This is a genomic window from Luteococcus struthionis, from assembly GCF_048595755.1.
Lineage (GTDB): Bacteria > Actinomycetota > Actinomycetes > Propionibacteriales > Propionibacteriaceae > Luteococcus.
The window spans coordinates 2,798,399-2,817,824 of sequence record NZ_CP184360.1 but is presented as its reverse complement, the minus strand read 5'-3'; the positions used below and the strand labels follow the sequence as shown (position 1 = coordinate 2,817,824).

The following is a 19,426-nucleotide window of genomic DNA, read 5'->3' as shown; positions in this document are numbered from 1 at the left end:
GACATGGATGGCGCTGGGAGGGGAGGGATCATGCTGGACGAACGCAAGATGGACGTGCTCAAGGCGATCGTCACCGACTACGTCAGCAGCAAGGAGCCCGTCGGCTCGAAGGCCCTGGTGGAGCGTCACCAGCTCAAGGTCTCCCCGGCGACCGTTCGCAATGACATGGCCGTGCTGGAGGAGGAGGGCTACATCACCCAGCCGTACACCAGCGCGGGACGTATTCCGACCGACAAGGGCTACCGCCTGTTCGTCGACCGGTTGGCCACCGTCAAGCCGCTGTCGGCGGCAGAGAAGCGTGCGATCCAGACCTTCATGGCAGGCGCGCTCGACCTGGACGACATCGTCACCCGCACGGTGAGGTTGCTCGCGCAGGTGACCCAGCAGGTGGCCATCGTGCAGTACCCGATCAGTTCCACCGCCCAGGTGCGCCACATCGAGCTGGTGAGCCTGACCAGCGACCGGGTGCTGGTGATCCTGATCAACTCCACCGGTCGGGTGGACCAGCGTTCCGTGGAACTGCCGATGCACACCGAGGACGCGCTGGCAGACCTGCGACAGCGGCTCAACGCCGCCGTGGTGGGTCTCACCCCGGCACAGGGGGCCGAGAAGCTCTCCGCCCTGGCGCAGGAGGTGCCCGGCGGCCTCGCTCGCACCAGTGCCAACACGGTGATCGCCACGGTGCTGGAGATGCTGGCCGACGATCCCTCCACCAGGGTGGCGGTGGCCGGGGTGCCCAACCTGAGCCGCTTCGGCGACCAGTTCGACACCGCGGTGAAGCCGGTGCTCGAGGCCCTGGAGGAGCAGGTGGTCTTGCTGCACCTGTTGGGTGAGGCCGCCACCAGCCCCGATGTCACGGTGCGCATCGGGCAGGAGAACCCCTACGAACGCCTCCAGTCGACCTCGCTGGTGGCGAGCACCTACGGTTCCCGCGACGACTCCTGGGCCACCCTCGGGATCGTCGGACCCACTCGAATGGACTACCCCGCGACGATGGCCTCGGTTCGTGCCGTGGCCCGCTATGTTGGCCGCTTCCTGGCAGAAGGATGACTTTCACTCCATGAGTTCTGACTACTACGAGATCCTCGGCGTCGAACGCGACGCGACCCCCGAGCAGATCAAGAAGGCCTATCGCCGGATGGCCATGAAGATGCACCCCGACGTCTCCACGGAGCCGGACGCTGCTGACAAGTTCAAGCAGGTGCAGGAGGCCTATGAGGTGCTCTCCGACCCGCAGAAGAAGGCGATCTTCGACCGCGGGGGCGACCCGATGGGCGGTGGCTTCGGCGGCATGGGCGGAGCCGGCGGCTTCGGCGGTTTCCCGGGCGGTGGCTTCGGCGGCGGTGGCTTCGACTTCACCAATCTGGTGGATGCGATGTTCGGCCAGCAGGCCCACCGCGGCCCGCGCTCGCGGGTGCGCCGCGGCCAGGATGCCTTGGTGCGCCAGAGCCTCACCCTGGCCGAGGCGGCCTTCGGTGTCACCAAGCCGCTGAGCGTGGAGACCGCCGTGGTCTGCCCCAAGTGCAGCGGCAACGGTTGTTCGGAGGGCTCGGAGCCGGTCACCTGCACCACCTGCAGCGGAAATGGTGAGATCACCCAGATCCAGCGCTCCTTCCTGGGCGACATCCGCACCTCGCAGCCGTGCCCCAACTGCCGCGGTTACGGCACCGTCATCCCGCATCCGTGCGGCGAGTGCTCCGGCGAGGGGCGGGTGCGTTCCAGCCGCACCCTGAACGTGAAGATCCCCGCCGGTGTCAGCACCGGCAACCGCATCCACCTCGAGGGACAGGGCGAGGTCGGGCCGGGCGGCGGCCCCGCCGGCGACCTGTACGTGGAGCTCGTCGTGGCCACTCACGAGGTCTTCAAGCGCGATGGCGACAACTTGGAGATGGTGCTGCGCATCCCGATGACCGCAGCAGCGCTGGGCACCGAGCTGACCGTCGAGACGCTGGAGGCCGAGCGGGAGGATTCCGAGGCGGCCGACCGCACCCTCGACGTCGAGATTCCGGCGGGGACGCAGAGCGGTACTCGCGTCGCCATGCCGGGACGCGGCATCCCGCGGCTGCGCGGCAATGGTCGAGGCGAGCTGGGCATCACCTTCGTGGTGCAGACCCCCACCAAGCTCGACTCGCACCAGCGTGACCTGCTCGCCCAGCTGGCCGAGGCCCGGGGCGAGACCGCGGTGACCGCACAGGTGCACAAGGGCAAGCAGGGCGTCTTCGATCGCCTCAAGGAAGCCTTCGGCGGCTGATGAGCGACGCACTGTTCCTGGCGACGCTTGAGGGAGTCGGCGTCGGGGCCCGGGTGGCGGTCACCGGTGACGAGGGCCGCCACGCCGCCGTCGTGAAGCGCATCCAGCTGGGCGAATCGGTGCTGTTGGCCGATGGGCACGGCAGCGCGGTGCGGGGCCCGGTGGTGGAGGTCTCCAAGCAGGGAATCGTCGTAGAGGTGGCCGAAGTGCTGGAGCAGCCCACTTCGTCCTTCCGCTGGGTGGGTGTGCAAGCGCTGGCCAAGGGTGACCGTTCGGACCTGGCCGTCGAGACCATGACCGAGCTGGGCATCGACGAGGTGCTGGCCTGGCAGGCCAGCCGCTCGATCGTGCGTTGGAGCGCCGAGAAGAGCACCAAGGGTCTGGCGAAGTGGGCGGCCACCGCACGCGAGGCCACCAAGCAGTCGCGTCGCTTCCGGGTGCCGCAGGTGGGTTTCGTCACCACCAAGCAGCTGGTGGAGCGCATCGCGCAGGCCGACCTGGCGCTGGTGCTGCACGAGTCCGCCACCCAGTGGATCGGTGACGTGGAGCTCCCCTCGACGAGCTCGGGGAACGCGGGGGAGTCCCCGGCCCCCGAGCCTGTCGCATCGTCGGTCCCCGAGCCTGTCGAGGGGTCCTCCACGCGCTCGACTGACGGCTGCCCCGAGGTCTTGTTCATCGTCGGCCCCGAGGGTGGCGTGAGTCCCGAGGAGCTGGCCCTCTTCGAGCAGGCCGGTGCGCAGCCCGTGCTGGTCAGCGACGGGGTGCTGCGGACCTCGACGGCCGGGGTGGTTGCCTTGGCCCAGTTGCAGTTGATGGCCTCGACAGGCTCGGCCAGCGACTCTGCCGGCGGGAGCCGCAATGAGTGACTTCGGCTTCACCCCGCGCACCACGTTGGCCGATGGCATCGGGAGAACCGGCATCATCACCACCCCGCACGGGCAGATCCAGACCCCCGCCTTCATCGTGGTGGGGACCAAGGCGACGGTGAAGGCCGTGCTGCCGGAATCGATCCGAGAGCTCGGTGCCCAGGCGGTGCTGGCCAATGCCTACCACCTCTACCTGCAACCCGGCAGCGACCTGGTGGACGACGCTGGGGGACTGGGTCGGTTCATGAACTGGAGCGGCCCGACCTTCACCGATTCCGGCGGCTTCCAGGTGATGAGCCTGGGGGCGGGCTTCAAGAAGGTCGTCGAGATGGATGCCGTCAAGGCCGCAGCCGACGACGCCGTGGCCCCCGGCAAGGAGCGGCTGGCGCACGTCGACGACGACGGGGTCACCTTCAAGAGCCACCTCAACGGAGACCTGCACCGCTTCACCCCAGAGGTCAGCATGCAGGTGCAGCACCAACTGGGCGCCGACATCATGTTCGCCTTCGACGAGCTGACCACCCTGCACAACAGTCGGGGCTACCAGGAGGAGTCGCTGGAGCGCACCCGACGTTGGGCCGAGCGTTGCCTGGCCGAGCATCGCAGGCTCACCGACGAACGCGTCACCAAGCCCTACCAGGCCCTCTTCGGCGTGATCCAGGGCGCGCAGTACGAAGACCTGCGGCGCAAGGCCTGCCGTGACCTGGGATCGATGGAGGTCGACGGGCAGAGCTTCGACGGCTTCGGCTATGGCGGGGCCCTGGAGAAGGAGAACCTGGGGACGATCTGCCGCTGGATGAGCGAGGAACTGCCCTTCGACAAGCCTCGACACCTGCTGGGGATCAGCGAACCGGACGACTTCTTCGCGGCCGTGGCCGCCGGCGCCGACACCTTCGACTGCGTCAACCCGTCGCGGGTGGCACGCAACTCGGCCATCTACACCGCCGACGGTCGCTACAACCTGAGCACGGCCGCCAATCGTCGCGCCTTCGAGCCCTTGGAAGAGGGCTGCGACTGCTACACCTGCACCCACTACACGCGGGCCTACCTCCACCACCTGTTCAAGGCCAAGGAGATGCTGGCCTCCACCCTGGCCACGATCCACAACGAGCGATTCACCGTGCGGCTGGTGGACCTGATCCGTGACTCCATGGATGCGGGTGACTTCGAGGCCTGTCGCGAGGATTTCCTCGGGCGTTTCTATGCCCGGCGCACGCGCCCCGCCGGGAATGTTGCGGCCCCGGGTGGCGTTGAGACGAACAACTGACAGTCGGATGGAGAAGTGATGAAGGATCCTCGGGAACTCTACGAACTCTCCGGCGCACCCGTCTACGGTGCCCCGGCGGTGATGGCGCTGTCGGGCTTCATGGATGCCGGCCAGGCCGCCCAGCTCGGCGCCCAGCACCTGGTGGACACGCGCCCGAGCCGGATCATCGCCCGCTTCGACGTCGACCAGCTGGTGGACCACCGCTCGCGTCGCCCGCTGATCACCTTCGACCGTGACCACTACACCGACTACCAGCCGATGGAGCTGGTGGTGCGGGTGGTGACCGACGACGCCGGCAAGGACTTTCTGTTGTTCACCGGACCCGAGCCCGACTACCAGTGGGAGCGCTTCTGCGCCGCGGTGGCCATCCTGCTGGGTGAGTTGGGCTGCACGCTGGCCGTGCAGCTGCACGGCATCCCGTGGGGTGCGCCCCACACCCGCCCGGTGGGGGTGACGGCCCACTCGGTGGATCCGACGCTGATCGCGGACTACCCCTCACTGCACGACCGCATCCAGCTGCCCAGCTCGGTGGAGGCGCTGTTGGAGGTTCGCCTGCCCGAGGCGCACATTCGCACCGCTGGCTTCTCGGTGCACGTGCCGCACTACCTGGCCGGGGGAGAGTTCCCCGCGGGATCGGTGCGACTGCTCGACTGCGCCAGCGACATCGCCGAACTGTCGTTGGCGATCCCCGACCTTCGCAGCCGCGCCGACGAGTACCTGCGCGAGATCGACCAGCTGGTGGCGCAGAATCCGGACAATGCCGAGGCGATCACCCAGATGGAGGCCGCCTACGACCAGGCGGTCAAGGGACGCGAGATCAGCGGACCGGAGCCGAAGCAGTCCGTCGACGAGTCGGAGCTGCCCACCGGTGACGACCTGGCCGCCGAGTTCGAGCAGTTCCTCAAAGACAGCGACAAGGGCGACGGCAAGGGCAAGGAGGGTGGCTTCGGGTTGGGGCACTGACCCCGCCCGGGGCCCGGGCCCGGCTCAGTGCTCCAGCGGCAGCACGTAGACCATGAGGAAGAGCATCATGGCGACGCTGAAGATGCCGCCCACGATCAGGATCGCGGCCCACAGCTTGCTCTGCCGCCAGGGGAAGCGCTCACCCATCAGCAGGGCCGCGCCACCGATGAGGCCCACCACCACCGGTGAGGCCAACAGGTACAACGGCAGCAGGTCATGCTTGATCAGGTGGAAGAAGGCCGTCACGCCCATCAGCAGGATGCTGGCCAGCAGGGCGATGACCCAGCCCAATGGATAGTTGCGCCGTGCAGCGGCGCTGACCGTCGAGGTGTTTGACATGGCATCTCCCGTGGGTATTCGGTGGTTCCGAGACTAGCGAGCCGTCGCGGAGCAGATGCACCCGGGGTGGTGCCCTGTGGGGTCATGGTGGTGCCCCGTGGGGTCATGGGGGGTGTCCTGTGGGGTCGTAGGGGGCCAGATCAGGGGACTTGGCCCTGCCACGGGCGTCGGTCTAGTTTGCCGACCATGACCATCACACATTCTCCGAGCCGCAGGGGGCTGCTCGGAGCACTGGCGACGGCCCCTGTCCTGGCAGGCCTGCCCTCGCGCGCCCGTGCCGACGAGGTCCTCGTCGAGCACCTTGTCATCGGCGCCGGTTATGGCGGTGCCGTGCTGGCCGAGCGGCTGACGGCCGCCGGCAAGAACGTCGTCATGCTCGAGATGGGCCACGACTGGGCCCGCCTCGGTGAACCCTTCACCAAGATCACCGCACCCGACTGGCGCTCCATGTGGTTCCGGGACCGCACCGCGCTGCCGCTGAAGAGCTTCCTGGGCATCAGCGTCGACAAGCGCATCGATCGTGGGCCGGGGGTGCTGGACCGGATGGACTTCGGTGGCATGAGCGTCTATTGCGGCCGCGGCGTCGGCGGTGGCTCACTGGTCAATGGCGCCATCGCCGTCTCTCCCCGGCGTGGCGACGTCGAGGAGCGCCTGGGCTTCCTGGACGTGGACCGCTTCTTCGACGTCCACCTGCCGCGCGCCCGAGCCGGCCTGGGCGTCAAGAACCACGACGAGGCCTTCATCGACTCGTCGCCCTGGTACCAGTTCTCCCGGGTCGCGAAGGCCACCGCCGAGCGCGCCGCCTACCAAACCATGCTGGTGCCCACCACCTATGACCCGCAGTACCTGAAGGACGAAGCCGCCGGCAAGGTGCCGGGATCGGCGACCGCCGGGGAGCTGATCTTTGGCAACAACCACGGCAAGTTGAGCCTGGACAAGACCTACCTCGCCCGCGCACGGGCCACCGGACGGCTGCTGCTGCGCAGCATGACCAAGGCCACCACGCTCACCCGTCGGGCAGCGGGCGGGTGGCTGGTCACGCTGGAACAGGTCAACGCCGACGGCTCCCACACGGAGCAGACACCGATCGCCGCCCGCCGCGTCTACCTGGCCGCCGGCAGCGTGGGCACCCCGGAACTGCTGCTGCGCTCCCGGGCGCAGGGTTTGTTGCCGCAGTTGCCCGAGGCCGTGGGCAAGGGCTGGGGCCCCAACGGCAATGTGATGGTCAGCCGGTCCACCAGGGCCTGGGAGCCGGTCGGTGCCAAGCAGCCCACCATCGCGGTACACGGCATCGACGCGTGGACCGGGGAGGACAAGCTGAGCCGTGTCTTCGCGGAGGTGGCGCCGCTGCCGGCGGGCGTCGAGACCTGGCTGAACCTCTACCTGGCCGTCACCGACAACCCGAACCGGGGTCAGTTCGGTTGGGATGCGGCGAACAACAGGCTCACGCTGGACTACGGGCCGTCGCACGCGGCGCCGTCCGTCGCGGCCGTGAAGCACGTCTTCGACGACATGAACTCGGTGGCCGGCACCCGCTACCGCACAGACCTGTTCGCAAACGGCACGGGCTTCGCCAGCAACTTCACCTACCACCCGCTGGGCGGTGCGGTGATCGGTCAGGCAACGGACCTGACAGGCCAGTTGCTGGGACACGACGGCGTTTACATCGCCGACGGCTCGCTGGTGCCGGGGGCCCTGGGCGTCAACCCCTTCGTCACCATCACCGCGCTGGCAGAGATGGTGGCCGAGCACGCCGTGCTGCACGCCGACGCGTGACAGGCGGCACACTGGCAGGGTGAAGATCCTTGCCGACGTGGACACGGGCATCGACGATGCCTGCGCCCTGCTCCAGCTGTGTGGTTGCCCCGACGTCGAACTGGTCGGGGCAACCACCACGAGCGGCAACACCACCGCACAGCAGGCCGCCCTGAACACGCTGGCCGTCTTGGAGATCGCCGGTCGCGGGGAGGTGGAGGTGGCGGTGGGGACGCCCCAACCCTTGCGGCGCCCGCTGGCCACCACGCCCGAGACGCACGGCCCCGGTGGCCTCGGCCATGCCGCGCTGCCCAACCTGACGACGCGGTTGAGCCCACGCCCGTGGCTGGAGCTGTGGCGCGACGCGGTGCGCCACCCGGGAGAGGTCACCTTGCTGGTCACCGGCCCGTTGACCAACCTGGCCGTCGCCCTGCAGGAACTGCCCGACCTGCCAGAACGGCTCGCCGGGGTCGTCATCATGGGCGGGGCCTTCTGGCACCTGGGCAACACCACTCCCACCGCGGAGTGGAACACGTGGTGCGATCCGGATGCCGCCAAGCAGGTCTTCGCGCACTTCGAGGGGCTGGAGGAGTCGCGTCTGCCGATCCTGTGCGCCACCGAGATGACCGAGCGCATCGAGTACACGCCCGCCCTGCTGGACGACCTGCTCCGCCAGGCCGGGGCGCCCCCGGTGGGCTACACCGCGTCGCGAGCACGGGCAGCGCACCCCCAGGCCGACACGGGCCATGCGGTGCTCGACCTGCTGGCCGATGCGCTGCGCTTCTACTTCGAGTTCCACCACGACTACGACCAGGGCTATGTGGCCCACCTGCACGACCTGTTCGCCGCGCAGGTGGCCTCGGGACAGGCCCGCGTCGAGCTGCAGAGCACCGTGGTCGACGTCGAGGCCGCCTCGGACCTGATGCGCGGCACCACGGTGCGCGACGACCGTGGCATCTGGCAGCGGCGTCCCAATGTGCGGGTGGTCACCGACAACCACCCGCAGGAGGTCTTCGCGAGCTTTGCGCACTCGATCGAGCGGTTGGTTCACAGGCCGTAGGTGGGTTCCACTCGCTTGAGCCAGGCGATGATGCGCAGGGTGATGGGCACCACACAGATCTCGACCAGGCACTTGTAGAGGTAACCGGTGACGGTGTAATTGCCCAGTTCGGCCATCGTGATGGTGCCGGCGAAGGCGATGGTGCAGAACAGGACGGTGTCCACCAGCTCGCCGACCAGCGTGGAACCGATCAGCCGGGCAGCCACGTTGTTCTCACCGGCCCGTGCCTTGAGGCGGACCACCACGAAGGAGTTGAGCAGGTTTCCGGCCAGGTAGCCGGCCAGCCCGGCCACCGCGATCCGCGTCGCCGGTGCGAGCACGGAATTCCAGGCCTCGAAACCGGGCACGGGTGTGGTCAGGGCGACGATGCGGTAGGTGACGGCCGCGAGCAGGGTGAGGGCGAAGCCGGTCCAGATGGCGCGGCGGGCGCGCTTCCAGCCGTAGACCTCGGTCATGATGTCGCCGACCACATAGCTGAGGGGGAAGAGGAAGGCGCCGCCGTCGAAGATCAGGGGGCCGCCACCGTGGAACCAGTCACTGAGGACGGGGACCACGGGGCCCTGGAAGAGTTTGGTGGCGGTCACGCCGGAGATGATGAGCAGGCCGACGAAGACGGCCATCACGATGTCGTAGTAGCTGCGGGGTACCTCGGCGTAGTGCGCCGAGCGTCCAGACAGGGGGTTGTCGTCTGTGGTCACGGGGTCCCATCCAACCAGCCGCTGAGCCATCTGTCTGCAACACGCACCGGGTCTACGGGCATCGTACCCCGGCCGACAAGCCTTGGCAGGTGAACCAGATCACCTCCTGATCTTGGGCAAAAGTGCTGGTCAAATGCGCTTTGCAGTGGCAGTATCGGGTCATGGAAGACGTTGTTGAGATCCCGGATGAGTCGGAGCAGCTCGATCAGCTCCAAAGCGACGACACCCTGGTGAACCGGGGCGTCGACGACGTTCTCGACGAGGGCTACACCACCCCCGAGAACTGGTCTCCCGCGCAGGGCTTCGGCAACACCGCGCGCGAACAGCGCGAGGGCGAGACGCTCGAGCAGCGGATGAAGCAGGAAGTGCCCGACATCGACCCGACCAAGCCGCTGGAGAAGTGGAATCCGACCGGCGAGGCGCGTGAGGTGGGTTCACGACGCGCGGGGCGCTTGGTGGACGCCAACCAGGGCTATCCGGGGCTCGACACCGAGGCCGAGTCCGTCGGCGGCGAAGTGGGCATCGACGGTGGTGCGGCCCCGGCCGAGGAGGCTGCGGTGCACGTCATCGATCCCACCGAGGAGATCGACGACGAGGCCTGAGGCTGGCAGGATCGGCCCATGACGCAGATCTTCCGCAAGAGCAGCGATGTCGTCGACGGCGCCACCATCACTCCCGAGCGTGGCCTCTACCCGCCGATCGAACCCTTCGACTCGGGCATGCTCGACGTGGGCGATGGCCAGCAGATGTACTTCGAGCAGTGCGGCAATCCGGAGGGGAAGCCGGCGGTCTTCCTGCACGGTGGGCCGGGCGGGGGAGGCGGCACCGCCCGTCGGCGCTTCTTCGACCCGCAGCGCTACCGCATCATCGTGCTCGACCAGCGCAACTGCGGCCGGTCGACGCCCAGTGCCGCGCAGGGCGCAGACCTGTCGACGAACACCACCTGGCACCTGGTGGCCGATCTGGAGCGGTTGCGTGAGCACCTGGGGATCGAGCGCTGGCTGGTCTTCGGCGGCTCCTGGGGGAGCACGCTGGCGCTCGCCTACGCCCAGAGCCATCCAGACAGGGTGAGCGAACTGGTGCTGCGCGGCATCTTCACGCTGCGTCGCAGCGAGCTGGACTGGTACTACAACGGTGGTGCGGGCAACATCGCACCCCAGTGGTGGGAGGCCTTCGAGGCGCCGCTGGTGGAGGCCGGGCACGACTTGTCCCAGTGCAACATGGCCGGTTACCACCGGCTCCTCTTCGGCGCCGACGAGGCGCTCGCCCTGCGCGCGGCGCAGGCCTGGACCCGGTGGGAGGCGGCGACCAGCTACCTGTTGTGGAATGAGGAGGCCCTGCACGAGAGCCCGGAGCACGAGCTCACCTTCGCCCGGATCGAGAACCATTACTTCGTCCACGGGGGTTTCTTGCGGGAGGGTCAGCTGATCGACGAGGTGGACCGCATCCGTCACATTCCCTGTGTGATCGTGCAGGGGCGCTATGACCTGCCGTGCCCGGCGCGCACCGCCCAGGACCTGGCCGCTGCCTGGCCCGAGGCGGAGCTGAAGGTGGTGCTGGCGGGACACTCGGCCTTCGAGCCGAACATCACCAGCGAACTGGTCAAGGCAACCGACCACTTCGCGGGGTGAGGCGGTTCCACCGCGTCACGCGAGCATGAGGAAGTCTTCATCCCAGCCTCACGATCGGCTCACCGTGGCTTCCTAGCCTCGAGGCATCACGCGCCACAGTGACACCTCACGGAGCAGGAGAAGACCATGACCGCCACCTTCCAGTCCGCCACCAGCACTCGTCAGCCTGCCCGCCCCGACACCGCGAAGGGCAGGATGCCCGGCCTGCTTCCCCAGGACGAGACGGCAGCCATGAGACAGGAGACGGTCGACCTGCCCCGGCACCGTCTGGAGGCCGCCAAGATGGCCTACGCCACACGCTTCTTCTGGCAGCAGGTGATGGACGGCGCCGACGGTCACGAGCTGCTGCGCGGGCCCGAGATCGCACCGCGTGCCGGCGACCTGGTCCTGGCGCGGGTGGTCGAGATCGGCAAGCACACCCGCCTGGAGAGCCCGCACAGCCGTCGCCAGCTGCTCTTCCCCGGTGACGAGATCCTGGTGGCCTATGGCGACCGGTATGCCCCCGACCAGTTCGAGGCCGAGGTGCCCGAGAACCTGCAGGCCACCAATCTGGTGGCGGCCGGTGGCATGGCCGGTCGGGTGACCGCCCAGCACGCCAGCGTCGACTTCGCCACCGTCGTCGAACCGCTCGGCCTGGTGGCCCGCGATGGTCGTCCGCTGAACCTGACCGACGTCGCCCCGCACCGGCCCCGCCCCACGATCGAGCGCAAGCCCGGCGAGCGTCCCCGACTGGTGACGGTGCTGGGCACCTCGATGAACTCGGGCAAGTCGACCACGCTGGCCTGCCTGATCAATGGCCTCACCAGCGGCGGGTTGAGCGTCGCCGCCGGCAAGGCGACCGGAACCGGCGCCGGCGGTGACCCGCGCATGTTCGTCGACGCCGGTGCCCGCACGGTGCTGGACTTCACCAACTTCGGCTACGGCTCCACCTACCGTGTGGGCTACGACGAACTGAAGCAGCTGGTGCTCTCGGTGATGGCCGCGCTGGCCAATGCCGACACCGACGTGGTGGTGCTGGAGATCGCCGACGGCATCTACCAGGGCGAGACCGCCCGGCTCATCGCCGACCCCGAGGTGCAGGCCTGGATCGACAGCCTGGTCTTCGCCGCCGGTGATGCCCTCGGCGCCACCAAGGGCGTCGACCTGCTGCAGGACATGGGGCTGAAGGTGTCCGCGGTCAGCGGTGTGGTGACGGCTTCGCCGCTGGCCACGCGTGAAGCCGACGCGGTGCTGCCGGTGAGCCTGGTGCCCACCTATGACCTGACCGACTTCGACGTCGCGCACGCCGTCATCGCGCGCGACGCCAGGAACCAGTGAGCGAGGACGAACGTCTGCCCAAGTTGTGGAGGGGCAGGCGTCGAGCCCTGCTCCTGGGATTGGCCGGCACCGGTCTGGCCCAGGCCGGCATCGCCGCCGCCAGCGCGCTGCTGACCCCGCGACTGATGACGGCCTCCTCCAGCCGGTCGGAGATGGTGCTCGCCACGGTGTTGGCAGCGCTGGCGCTGGGGCTCGGCGCCGTGCGCGCCCTGGAACGTGTCCTGGGCGAGGGCCTGGGGCAGGACTACGTGCACAGCGTGCGACTCCACCTGATCCGGGCCGCCATGGTGGGCCGCGGGCCGTCGCTCGGGGTGACGGTGGCGCGGGCGACCAATGACCTCACCTCGGTGCGCAACTGGATGGTGCAGGGGGTGGTGCCCTTGATGTCGGGAATCCCCATGGTGCTCGGCTGCCTGGTGGCCCTGGCCTTGCTCGACTGGCGCCTCAGCCTGGCCGCCCTCATCCCGGTGGCAGTCCTGGGCGTGATGATCGTCGTGGTGGCGCCCCGCCTGCGCGAGCGCGCCGCGCACCTGCGCAAGCAGCGGGGCAAGGTGGCAGGCCACATCGCCGACACCATGCAGGCCAGGTCCACGATCGTGGAGGCCGGGGGAGTGGAACGCGAGGTGTGCAACCTCGGCAAGCTGAGCCGCGAGTTGGGCAACCGCGCCGTGCATCGCGCGACCCTCTCGGGTCTGCTGCGTGGCTCGGCGGCGAGCGTGGCCACGATGGGCATGGTGACGGTGGGAACCACCGCCGTGCTGGTGGGGCTGGACGGCCCGACCATCGCCACCGCCTTCCTGGTGGTGGGCATGCTCGCGACCCCGGTCACCGATCTGGGCAGGGTGGGGGAGTTCCGCCAGTCCTACCGCGTGGCAGAGCGCATCCTGGGGCCACAGATCGCCGTCTCCCGACAGCACCGCCGCAGCGAGCGCGAGATGGACCACGCGATCACCACCGGGCGCGTCCAGGTGGGCCGCGACGACGACCGGGCCGGGGTGCACCTGGCCGACCTCGAGCTTGGCGGGCGGCGCCTGCCCGAGCTGGTGGCCCGACCGGGCGAGGTGGTGGTGCCCGTCACCGAGGACCTCTCCTTGCTGGGGCGGCTGGCCGACGCCCTGGCCCATCCCGAAGCGCACCGTGATGCCTGGTTGCAGGTGGCCGGTCAGCAGATCGGCATGCTCCCACCCGCACACCGCCGCCGCTTGGTCGGCATCGCCCATGCCCGCCAACCGATGGAACGGGGCACGATCGGCCGAGCGGTGCGCTACCGGCACCCGGACAGCGAGGCGTCGGTGGACGCGGTGCTGGCCGAGGTGGGGCTGGCCGATGCCGTGGCCGCCCTGCCCAAGGGGCATCGAACCTCGCTGCGGCGCGGTGGTGAACCGCTGGACGCGGAGCAACTCACCCAGCTGAGCATCGCCCGCGCCCTCTATGGCGATCCACCGCTGGTGGTGCTCAACTTCGTCGGCCGGGCGATCTCGCCTGCGGTGCGTGAGAAGGTGCTGCAGGCCCTGCCGCGGCCCGGTGTGACGTTGATCTTGACCGATGAACCCGAGCGTCTGGAGCTTCCCCATCGCACGTGGAGGCTGGACGCCGACCCGAAGAAGGCCCAGGTGAAATGAAGAACAAGAGTTGGTGGCAGGTCCTCGGCATCGCGTCCGCGCTGATTCTGGTCTTGGTGCTGGCCGCCCGTGGACTGATGTCGGCCCCCGGGGCGCCGCAGGTGGACCAGGAGTTCGTGCAGTTGCCCGCCAGCAGCAAGAGCACGCCCGGGGTCACGCCCTCGCAGGGACCAAGCGCCACCCCCTCGGGCTCGTCGACCCCGACACCCTCGACGCCGGCCCCGTCGAGCCCAAATCCGTCCACCCCAAATCCGTCCAGCCCAGCACCCTCGAGTCAGACCCCGTCGAGCCCTGCGGCCACGAGCCAGACGCCGCAGCGTTCGGCATCGGCGCGCCCCGCACCAGCACCCAGCCGCCCGGCGCCGACGAAGACCGCCCCGGCCCCGCGCCCGGCAACCACCCGCGCGCCGGCACCGCAGCAGACGCGCGCCCCGGTCCGCACCAGCGCGCCTCGCCCCACCCGCACCAAGGCCGTCCCCGCGCCCGTCAAGACGAGAACCCAAGCGCCACCGCCGCCGGTCTGGCAAGGTGACGATGACGACGACGATGATGATGACGACGACTACGGGGACGACGGGGATGACGATGACGACGACGATGACTGAGCGCGCAGCGCGCTCGGGCCGTTGGCGCATCGTCGGATGGATGTTGGTGACCCTGGCACTGGCCTTGGGAATAGTCGTGGTCGTGGTGCGCTCGATGCTGCTCAGCCACGTGGCCGAGCAGGCCAATCGTGACGTCTCCCAGGAGCTGCGCGAGTTCACCAGCTTCGTGGAGACGGGCATCGATCCCCAGACCGGCAAGAGCTTCGACGACACCCAGGCCCTGCTGGAGACCTATCTACAGCGACAGCAGGCCGGGCCCACCGAGGTGATGATGGGCTGGCATTCGGGGCAGGCGACCGCCTACGAGCTGCGGGGGCCGATGGCGCCGGGGCGTGATGACTACGACTTCACCCGTGACGCCGAATTCCAGGCCCTGATGGCGCAGTCAAGCTCTGGCGTCTATGACTCGCCCGAGGGGCCGCTGCGGTGGGGGCGCTCGGTGGTGACCACCGGAGGCAACCAGCCTGACGCCCTGATCGTGGGGGTCTTCACCGAGCCGCTGGAGGAACAGGCGCGGGAAACAGTGCGAACCCTCGCGCTGGTGAGCCTGATGGCCCTGATGCTCGCGGGCGTGATGAGTTGGGTGGTGGCCGGGCAGATCCTGCGCCCGGTTCGGTTGGTGCACCAGGCTGCGGCCGAGATCACCGAGCACGACCTCACGCGCCGCATCCCGGTGGAGGGCACCGATGACGTCTCGGGGCTGGCAGTGACCTTCAACGAGATGCTCGACCGGCTGGAAGAGGCCTTCGCTGCACAGCGACGCTTCGTCGACGACGCCGGGCACGAGCTTCGGACCCCGATCACCGTGGTGCGAGGGCACCTCGAGCTGATGGGGGATGATCCCGCCGAACGGGAGGCGACGGTGGCCCTGGTCACCCAGGAGCTCGATCGGATGGCACGGATGGTGACCGACCTGTTGGCGCTGGCCAAGGCCGATCGTCCCGACTTCGTCACGGCCCAACCCCTGGTGGACGTCACACAGCTGACGCTGGACCTGGACGCCAAGATCCAGGCGCTCTCGGCCGAACGCAAGTGGCAGTTGAGCCACATCGCGGAAGGCACGGCAACACTGGATGCGCAGCGCATCACCCAGGCCGTGCTCCAGCTGGCCGACAATGCGGTGCAGCACACCATGCCCGGGGACGCGATCACCTTGATGAGTCGCTTCGCCACCGACGAACAGGGGCAGCGGGTGCTGCAGATCTCGGTGAGCGACAGCGGCCCCGGCATCGAACCCCAGGACCGGGAGCGGATCTTCGAGCGCTTCGCCCACGGAACCCCCGCCGACGGGAGCCGTCATGCCGGCGCCGGTCTGGGACTGCCCATCGTCAAGGCGATCGCCGAGGGCCACGGCGGCCGCGTCCAGGTGGACAGCCCGCCCGGCCAGGGCGCCACCTTCACCCTGGTGATTCCCGTCGAGCATCCGAAGGAGCAGCAGTGAGTACCATCCTGATCGCAGAGGACACCCCCACCATCGCGTCCTTCGTGGAGAAGGGCCTGCGGGCGGCGGGCTACCAGACGGCCATCACAGGGGACGGTCCCACCGCGCTGCTGCTGGCCGCCAACGGGGGCTTCGACCTGATGATCCTCGACATCGGCCTGCCGGGGATGGACGGCTTCGAGGTGCTGCGCCAGCTGCGCGAGAAGGGCAGCAACCTGCCGGTGGTGATCCTCACCGCCCGAGATTCGGTCAACGACACCGTGCACGGCCTGGAGGGAGGGGCCAACGACTACGTGACCAAGCCCTTCCAGTTCGCCGAACTGCTGGCGCGCGTGCGGCTGCGGCTGGCGGAACCGTCGCCGCGCTCGGGGCCCAGCTCCGAGCTGGTCAACGGTGACCTGCGGCTCGACCTGCTGACCCGGCGAGTGCAGGTGGGTGGCGGCGAGCACATCGACCTCACCTCGCGTGAGTTCCGATTGCTGGAGGTCTTCATGAACCATCCGGGCCAGGTCTTGAGCCGGGAACAATTGCTCGGCCTGGTGTGGGAGATGGACTTCGACCCCAACTCCAATGTGGTCGACGTCTTCGTCCGTTCACTGCGTGGCAAGATCGGTTCGCAGCACATCGAGACGGTGCGCGGGATGGGCTACCGACTGCGTGAGGGCTGAGGCCCTAGACTTGACCCAGTACGCACCCTGGACCTGGTCCGGCACGCAGTTCACCACTGGAGGAATTCTGACCACCCCGCACGACCGCACCGAAGAGATCGGCAACCACGAGATCGGAAATCGCAGCGCCACCCGGCGCCTGGCCATTCCGGCCTCGATCCCGATGATCAACATCCTGGGGCCCCGCGACGAATTCCTGCGCGTGCTGGAGGACCAGCTGGCCGCCGACATCCTGGTGCGCGGCAATGACGTCACCCTGACCGGCACCGCCTCGCAGATCGCGCTGGCCGCCGATGTCTTCACCGAGCTGATCACCATCCTGCGCACCGGGCAGGGGCTGAACCGCGAGACGGTGGAACGGGTGGTGGGCATGACCACCTCGTCGGAGCAGATCAGCCCGGCCGAGGTGCTGACGCACAACATCCTGTCCAACCGCGGCAAGACGATCCGCGCCAAGACGCTCAACCAGAAGCGCTATGTGGATGCGATCGACGCCAACACGATCACCTTCGGCATCGGCCCGGCGGGCACCGGCAAGACCTACCTGGCCGTCGCGAAGGCGGTGCAGGCCCTGCAGCGCAAGGAGGTCAACCGCATCATCCTGACGCGCCCGGCGATCGAGGCGGGGGAGCGGCTCGGCTTCCTACCCGGCACCCTGAACGACAAGATCGATCCCTACCTGCGCCCGCTCTACGACGCGCTGCACGACATGATGGACCCCGAGGCGGTGCCCAAGCTGCTGACCGCAGGCACCATCGAGGTCGCGCCGCTGGCCTACATGCGTGGCCGCACCCTGAACGACTCCTTCATCATCCTCGACGAAGCCCAGAACACCTCGATGGAGCAGATGAAGATGTTCCTCACCCGGCTGGGCTTCAACTCCCGCATCGTGGTGACCGGTGACATCACCCAGGTGGACCTGCCCACCGGCCAGGCCTCGGGCCTGCGCGGCGTGCAGCAGATCCTGGACGGCGTGGAGGACATTGCTTTCTGCAACCTCACCAACCGCGACGTGGTGCGCCACAAGTTGGTCGGACGCATCGTCGCGGCCTACGACCAGTTCGAGAGCCTGGACATGCCCACCAATCGCACCGCCAGGCGCACCCTCGAGTTCCGCGGCAACAAGAAGGAAGCCCAGTGATCGATCTGAACAACGAGTCCGGGCACGAGGCGGACGAGAAGGGCCTGATCCAGCTCGCCACCTTCGTGCTGGACCAGCTGCGGATCCATCCGCAGAGTGACCTGTCGATCGTGCTGGTGGACGAGGCGACGATGAGCGACTACCACGAGCGCTTCATGGGGCTGTCCGGCCCCACCGACGTGCTGAGCTTCCCGATGGACGAGCTGCGCGCCCCCGGTGAGGACGAGGAGGACAGCCCGCTTGGGCTGCTGGGCGACATCGTGCTGTGCCCGCAGGTCACCGAGCGACAGGCCGCCGAGAACGGCCGTCGCCCCGACGAGGAGGCTGAATACCTGCTGGTGCACGGTCTGCTGCACCTGCTGGGGCACGACCATGCCGAGCCCGAGGAGAAGGCCGTGATGTTCGGCCTGAACGACCGCCTGATCGCGGCCTGGCAGACCCACAAGGAGGGTTGACGGGGTGACCCGCGGCAACTGGATCGAGTTGGCCGTCGCCACCGTCTGCGCGGTGCTGGCCTTCCTGCTGGCGATGAGCGAGACCTCGCTGCGCCAGACCAGCAAGGGCCGGGCCGATCGCCTGGTGGAGGAGGAGCGCCCCGGCGCCTCCCGGCTGCAGACCATGGTGGAGGATCCCGCCCCCTATGTGAACACCACCCTGCTGGTGCGCACCGTGCTGGAGATCGTGGCGATCGTGCTGGTCTGCCAGGTCACCTTCGCCCACGTCGGCACCGGCTGGAAGCGGCTGCTGATCGCCGTGGGCGCGATGACGGCGGTGAGCTACATCCTGTGGGGCGTCGCACCGCTGACGATCGGCAAGCAGCGCTCGGACTCCGTGGCGCTGCGCTCCGCTGCTCCGGTGAGCCTGCTGACCAGCCTGCTGGGCCCCCTGCCGCAACTGATGATCATGGTGGGCAATGCGCTCACTCCGGGGCGGGGTTTCGCCGACGGCCCCTTCAGTTCCGAGGCGGAGCTGCGTGACATGGTCGACAAGGCCGAGGCCAGCGACGTGATCGAGGCCAGCGAGTCGAAGATGATCCATTCCGTCTTCGAGCTGGGCGACACCATCGTGCGCGAGGTGATGGTGCCACGCCCCGACATGGTCTTCATCCAGGCGGACAAGACCCTGCGGCAGGGGCTCTCGTTGGCGCTGCGCAGCGGTTTCAGCCGCATCCCGGTGGTGGGGGAGGGGCTCGACGACATCGTCGGCATGGTCTACCTCAAGGACATGGTCAAGCGCAGCTATGACAATCCCGAGGCGGAACGCAACGAGACCGTGGCGCAGCTGATGCGCCCCGCGCACTTCTGCCCCGACTCCAAACCGGCCAATGAACTGATGCGCGAGATGCAGCGCACCCGCAACCACGTGGTGGTCGTCGTCGACGAGTTCGGCGGCACCTCCGGCCTGGTCTCGATCGAGGACATCCTGGAGGAGATCGTCGGTGAGATCGTCGACGAGTACGATGCCGAACCGACCCTCACCGAGGAATTGGAAGCGGGACTCTTCCGGATCTCGGCACGCCTTCCCGTCGACGAACTGGGAGACCTCTTCGGGTTGGAACTGGACGACGAGGACGTGGAGACCGTCGGGGGCCTGATGGCCAAACAGCTCAACGTGGTGCCGATCCCCGGCAGCGTCGTCGAGTGGGAGGGTGTCAGGATCGAGGCGGAGAAGACCGCCGGGAGGCGACACCAGATCGACACCTGCCTGGTGCAGTTGGTGGCCCCCCAGGCAAGCGAAGAAGACGACGAACAGATCGAGGAAGACCATGGCTGAGCCCAACAAGAAGCAGGACCCGGGCCGGA

At 68.5% G+C, this 19,426-nt stretch carries 19 protein-coding genes; 17 read left to right on the top strand and 2 right to left on the bottom strand.

Translation table 11 applies throughout. The features are described from left to right. Nucleotides 1-30: 30 nt before the first annotated feature. From hrcA to ACOAMO_RS13135, 5 genes are read left to right on the top strand one after another with little or no spacing between them, the layout of a single operon-like run. Nucleotides 31-1,050 (top strand): heat-inducible transcriptional repressor HrcA, encoded by a 1,020-nt coding sequence (gene hrcA / locus ACOAMO_RS13155; protein WP_420175199.1) that lies wholly within the window; start codon nt 31-33, stop codon nt 1,048-1,050. A gap of 10 nt (nt 1,051-1,060) precedes the next feature. Next, on the top strand, nt 1,061-2,251 hold the full coding sequence (dnaJ, locus tag ACOAMO_RS13150) for a molecular chaperone DnaJ (protein ID WP_420175198.1): 1,191 nt from the start codon (nt 1,061-1,063) through the stop codon (nt 2,249-2,251). Next, complete coding sequence (locus ACOAMO_RS13145; RefSeq protein ID WP_420175197.1) at nt 2,251-3,117, top strand: 16S rRNA (uracil(1498)-N(3))-methyltransferase; 867 nt, start codon at nt 2,251-2,253, stop codon at nt 3,115-3,117. The genes dnaJ and ACOAMO_RS13145 overlap by 1 nt, the downstream gene beginning before the upstream one ends. Further along, entirely contained in the window at nt 3,110-4,384 is a 1,275-nt protein-coding gene (gene tgt / locus ACOAMO_RS13140; protein WP_420175196.1) for a tRNA guanosine(34) transglycosylase Tgt, read from the top strand. Before ACOAMO_RS13145 ends, tgt begins: the two co-directional genes overlap by 8 nt. 18 nt (nt 4,385-4,402) lie before the next feature. Further along, nucleotides 4,403-5,347, top strand: a complete 945-nt coding sequence (locus tag ACOAMO_RS13135; RefSeq protein ID WP_420175195.1) for a PAC2 family protein — start codon at nt 4,403-4,405, stop codon at nt 5,345-5,347. Between the two features lie 24 nt (nt 5,348-5,371). Here the strand turns inward: ACOAMO_RS13135 and ACOAMO_RS13130 are convergent, their stop codons facing one another. Continuing rightward, nucleotides 5,372-5,686: a hypothetical protein gene (locus tag ACOAMO_RS13130; RefSeq protein WP_420175194.1), complete on the bottom strand. Its 315-nt coding sequence runs from the start codon at nt 5,684-5,686 to the stop codon at nt 5,372-5,374. A 186-nt stretch (nt 5,687-5,872) separates the two neighbouring features. On the opposite strand from ACOAMO_RS13130, the gene ACOAMO_RS13125 reads away from it, so the two are divergent. Beyond that, on the top strand, nt 5,873-7,462 hold the full coding sequence (locus tag ACOAMO_RS13125; protein WP_420175193.1) for a GMC oxidoreductase: 1,590 nt from the start codon (nt 5,873-5,875) through the stop codon (nt 7,460-7,462). Nucleotides 7,463-7,481: 19 nt separating this feature from the next. Beyond that, nucleotides 7,482-8,501 carry a nucleoside hydrolase gene (locus tag ACOAMO_RS13120; protein ID WP_420175192.1) on the top strand — a complete coding sequence of 340 codons (1,020 nt, stop codon included), beginning with the start codon at nt 7,482-7,484 and terminating at the stop codon, nt 8,499-8,501. On the opposite strand, the gene ACOAMO_RS13115 is transcribed toward ACOAMO_RS13120, so the two are convergent. Further along, the gene (locus ACOAMO_RS13115) at nt 8,489-9,199 is read right to left on the bottom strand and encodes a queuosine precursor transporter (protein WP_420175191.1); all 711 of its coding nucleotides are present in this window, start codon (nt 9,197-9,199) and stop codon (nt 8,489-8,491) included. The genes ACOAMO_RS13120 and ACOAMO_RS13115 overlap by 13 nt on opposite strands. Nucleotides 9,200-9,360: 161 nt before the next feature. On the opposite strand from ACOAMO_RS13115, the gene ACOAMO_RS13110 reads away from it, so the two are divergent. From ACOAMO_RS13110 to ACOAMO_RS13065, 10 genes are all read left to right on the top strand, one after another. Further along, entirely contained in the window at nt 9,361-9,801 is a 441-nt protein-coding gene (locus ACOAMO_RS13110) for a DUF5709 domain-containing protein (RefSeq protein ID WP_420175190.1), read from the top strand. Nucleotides 9,802-9,819: 18 nt separating this feature from the next. Next, on the top strand, nt 9,820-10,830 hold the full coding sequence (gene pip / locus ACOAMO_RS13105; protein ID WP_420175189.1) for a prolyl aminopeptidase: 1,011 nt from the start codon (nt 9,820-9,822) through the stop codon (nt 10,828-10,830). A gap of 126 nt (nt 10,831-10,956) precedes the next feature. After that, nucleotides 10,957-12,147 (top strand): hypothetical protein, encoded by a 1,191-nt coding sequence (locus tag ACOAMO_RS13100; RefSeq protein ID WP_420175188.1) that lies wholly within the window; start codon nt 10,957-10,959, stop codon nt 12,145-12,147. Then, nucleotides 12,144-13,769, top strand: coding sequence for an ABC transporter transmembrane domain-containing protein (locus ACOAMO_RS13095; protein WP_420175187.1), 1,626 nt, complete (start codon nt 12,144-12,146; stop codon nt 13,767-13,769). The genes ACOAMO_RS13100 and ACOAMO_RS13095 overlap by 4 nt, the downstream gene beginning before the upstream one ends. Next, entirely contained in the window at nt 13,766-14,374 is a 609-nt protein-coding gene (locus ACOAMO_RS13090; RefSeq protein WP_420175186.1) for a hypothetical protein, read from the top strand. The genes ACOAMO_RS13095 and ACOAMO_RS13090 overlap by 4 nt, the downstream gene beginning before the upstream one ends. Continuing rightward, nucleotides 14,367-15,815 carry an ATP-binding protein gene (locus tag ACOAMO_RS13085; RefSeq protein WP_420175185.1) on the top strand — a complete coding sequence of 483 codons (1,449 nt, stop codon included), beginning with the start codon at nt 14,367-14,369 and terminating at the stop codon, nt 15,813-15,815. The genes ACOAMO_RS13090 and ACOAMO_RS13085 overlap by 8 nt, the downstream gene beginning before the upstream one ends. Next, on the top strand, nt 15,812-16,483 hold the full coding sequence (locus ACOAMO_RS13080) for a response regulator transcription factor (RefSeq protein ID WP_420175184.1): 672 nt from the start codon (nt 15,812-15,814) through the stop codon (nt 16,481-16,483). Before ACOAMO_RS13085 ends, ACOAMO_RS13080 begins: the two co-directional genes overlap by 4 nt. A 163-nt stretch (nt 16,484-16,646) precedes the next feature. Next, nucleotides 16,647-17,624 carry a PhoH family protein gene (locus ACOAMO_RS13075; RefSeq protein ID WP_420177047.1) on the top strand — a complete coding sequence of 326 codons (978 nt, stop codon included), beginning with the start codon at nt 16,647-16,649 and terminating at the stop codon, nt 17,622-17,624. Beyond that, on the top strand, nt 17,621-18,079 hold the full coding sequence (ybeY, locus tag ACOAMO_RS13070; protein ID WP_420175183.1) for an rRNA maturation RNase YbeY: 459 nt from the start codon (nt 17,621-17,623) through the stop codon (nt 18,077-18,079). Before ACOAMO_RS13075 ends, ybeY begins: the two co-directional genes overlap by 4 nt. A gap of 4 nt (nt 18,080-18,083) precedes the next feature. Beyond that, nucleotides 18,084-19,397, top strand: coding sequence for a hemolysin family protein (locus ACOAMO_RS13065; RefSeq protein WP_420175182.1), 1,314 nt, complete (start codon nt 18,084-18,086; stop codon nt 19,395-19,397). Nucleotides 19,398-19,426 lie beyond the last annotated feature (29 nt).

Coding starts and splice junctions, on each gene's coding strand:
- ACOAMO_RS13125 (WP_420175193.1), top strand. CDS start 5,873: ATGACCATCACACATTCTCCGAGCCGCAGGGGGCTGCTCGGAGCACTG.
- ACOAMO_RS13100 (WP_420175188.1), top strand. CDS start 10,957: ATGACCGCCACCTTCCAGTCCGCCACCAGCACTCGTCAGCCTGCCCGC.
- dnaJ (WP_420175198.1), top strand. CDS start 1,061: ATGAGTTCTGACTACTACGAGATCCTCGGCGTCGAACGCGACGCGACC.
- ACOAMO_RS13145 (WP_420175197.1), top strand. CDS start 2,251: ATGAGCGACGCACTGTTCCTGGCGACGCTTGAGGGAGTCGGCGTCGGG.
- ACOAMO_RS13110 (WP_420175190.1), top strand. CDS start 9,361: ATGGAAGACGTTGTTGAGATCCCGGATGAGTCGGAGCAGCTCGATCAG.
- ACOAMO_RS13135 (WP_420175195.1), top strand. CDS start 4,403: ATGAAGGATCCTCGGGAACTCTACGAACTCTCCGGCGCACCCGTCTAC.
- ACOAMO_RS13130 (WP_420175194.1), bottom strand. CDS start 5,686: ATGTCAAACACCTCGACGGTCAGCGCCGCTGCACGGCGCAACTATCCA.
- pip (WP_420175189.1), top strand. CDS start 9,820: ATGACGCAGATCTTCCGCAAGAGCAGCGATGTCGTCGACGGCGCCACC.
- tgt (WP_420175196.1), top strand. CDS start 3,110: ATGAGTGACTTCGGCTTCACCCCGCGCACCACGTTGGCCGATGGCATC.
- ACOAMO_RS13075 (WP_420177047.1), top strand. CDS start 16,647: ATGATCAACATCCTGGGGCCCCGCGACGAATTCCTGCGCGTGCTGGAG.
- ACOAMO_RS13090 (WP_420175186.1), top strand. CDS start 13,766: ATGAAGAACAAGAGTTGGTGGCAGGTCCTCGGCATCGCGTCCGCGCTG.
- hrcA (WP_420175199.1), top strand. CDS start 31: ATGCTGGACGAACGCAAGATGGACGTGCTCAAGGCGATCGTCACCGAC.
- ACOAMO_RS13085 (WP_420175185.1), top strand. CDS start 14,367: ATGACTGAGCGCGCAGCGCGCTCGGGCCGTTGGCGCATCGTCGGATGG.